Below are 2,307 nucleotides of genomic sequence, written 5' to 3'. Positions count from 1 at the left end.
CCGTTGCTAATTTGCTTGCAAACGATGCACAGCAACCAAAAAGAATCGCGTTGGTCAAAAAACCAACAGGAACTTCAACAACTTGATGCATCTTATCGTGAGCAGGTGTTTTTTTCCACCAATTCACTGCCTTATTGGATTGCTTTGCCCAATTTTTTGCAATTCGCTCGCAATCTTGCTCATCAAATGTAGTGCTCATTACATCATCAAATGGCACATAGTTATATATCAAATCTGCAAAGTGTACCACAACAAGGCCCAATGCCATTACCACCTGATCTAGATGGCACACTATATGCGCAATATCAGTGCCCGTCTTTTTTATGCCTTTCCAGACTCCACTGCCAAGACCTCCTACTGCCGCAGCAGAATACTCCAAAAGAGATACGCCAAAATCAATCAATTTTGATGCGCCTACACAATCTCCCATCTCATTCACTTTGCGTGCATCAGCAAATGTTTCTAATGTTGCTGTGCGAGCCATAACATCAAACGGCGTTGCACGATCAACTTGGGGAAGCTGTGCTAAAAATTCTATGCCATCAAGCAGTTCACGAAACAGCTCATGCTGTAATGGATTACCGTATAACTCCTGATAATCTGTCGGGTCAAATCCATGATGTAATAAACAGTCTGCCGCCTCCGGAGAAACTGTATATTTTTGCTGTGCTAATTTTTTAGGATTTGCAACTGTTTCATTATATGCTTGCGCACGTTCGGGACGAGTCTCTTGCCATTCTAACGCTACAGCATCAAGGTCTGGCATCTGACTTGTAAAAATCTCTTGCATACATAAATGGCGTTGATGAGCATTATAGGCATGCAATTTCTGTGCCTGATTTTTTGCTTGTTCGTATTTTTTATGCAACGCAGCTGCTTGATTAGCAATACAATGATATGCTTTCGTCTCACATGCATGTACTTTTTTAAAACAGCACCCTGTACATGTTTTAAAATGCTTATCAATCTCAAGGACATAATCGTTATATAAAGCAAATGTCTGTAAAAACTTTCTAAATTCCTCATTATGATACTCTTTCCAACGATGCATCTGCGCATATTGATGTTGCACTAATTGTTCATGGGTAAAATATTCCCCACACTTTTCCAACAGATCGAGATAAAACTCCTCTTTATATTGAGATCTCTCAACGCCTTTCGCAAAGGCTTTTTCAAGTAACCCTCGCTTTTCAAACGATTGTTGAAAGTCCTTTGGTAGCTTCTGGTGCATCAGAGTAAACTTTATTTGTTTATTTTCTTTTTCAAGTGCTTGAGATCGATTATGGGCCCATGAACATTGTGCTTCAATACGGTCACGGTGTTGTGCATAAGCACCAAGCCTTTGACTCGCAGTTCCCATTTTATCTACTAGGGATGTTCCTGAAGAAGAAATATATGGTGCATCGACGCAGGGATGATGCGTGTTGTAATTAGCATGATGTGGCGTTCTTGGTGATGGATTAGCCTGTGTGCAAGGAGGCTCATGTGCATCCGATGCATGAGATGGGTTTGATGTAGGTTCGCAAGATGATGGCGGGAATAACCGTTTGCTGAAATCGGTCATGAGCTGCTTTTGTGTTTTCTCATTCATATGATCGCGTATTCGATTAGCACAATGCTTTGCTGCTGCATTTTTATATTCTTCAGTGCGATGAAGCTCATATTTCTTTGCAGCTTCTTCCATAGCATGCAATTCAGCAGCAAGTGTCTGTGCGAACTGCCCATCATCAGTGGTGAAACTATTAGAACACAGCGGGGAAATATGGAGAAATAACAAAACAAGAAAAACAGCGCGCTTGCTGACTCTCATGACCTCTTCCTTTTTTAGAATTGCTACATATTGGTTACTGTATATCAAGAAAGATCACAAGATCAAGAGAGAAAATAGGTATTACATTGTATCGAAAATAGAATGATTACATTGCACGTTAAAGCCTATAAAAAAGAGGCCACACGCGCAGCCTCACGATTATACTGGTAATAATTGCGAAAATTCATCACGTATGCCAAAAAATATCGTATCATCCCAGACGCATCAACCAGCATTAATCGAACTGATTATAAACGCCTCTGTCATCGCTTTTTCGTATTGGTCTGCCAGTATTTCTTTAACTTCAAGAATTTTTTGTTTTAACTCTAGGCCGTGTGAACCAAATTATCCTAGCCTACAAGAGTTCCTACAAAATATAAGAATCGGAGAAAGGCAATCCTGTGACTTATCAAACCTGTTTGTCGCGCCTTACCGGCGCATTTATTTCTGGATGGTTACGTTCGCCAAGGCTCTCTCACCATGACGGTTAGAGAAGG

At 40.7% G+C, this 2,307-nt stretch carries 1 protein-coding gene; it reads right to left on the bottom strand.

Features of this window, described 5'->3' with window-relative positions:
* Positions 1 to 1,810 (bottom strand): hypothetical protein (locus VGT41_06415; protein HEV2601895.1); only part of this gene is annotated, 1,810 nt, incomplete at its 3' end.
* Positions 1,811 to 2,307 lie beyond the last annotated feature (497 nt).

The organism is Candidatus Babeliales bacterium (genome assembly GCA_035944115.1).
Classification (GTDB): Bacteria; Babelota; Babeliae; order Babelales; family Vermiphilaceae; genus DASZBJ01.
The sequence above is the reverse complement of the archived record's forward strand: the minus strand, read 5'-3'. Positions and strand labels throughout refer to the sequence as shown.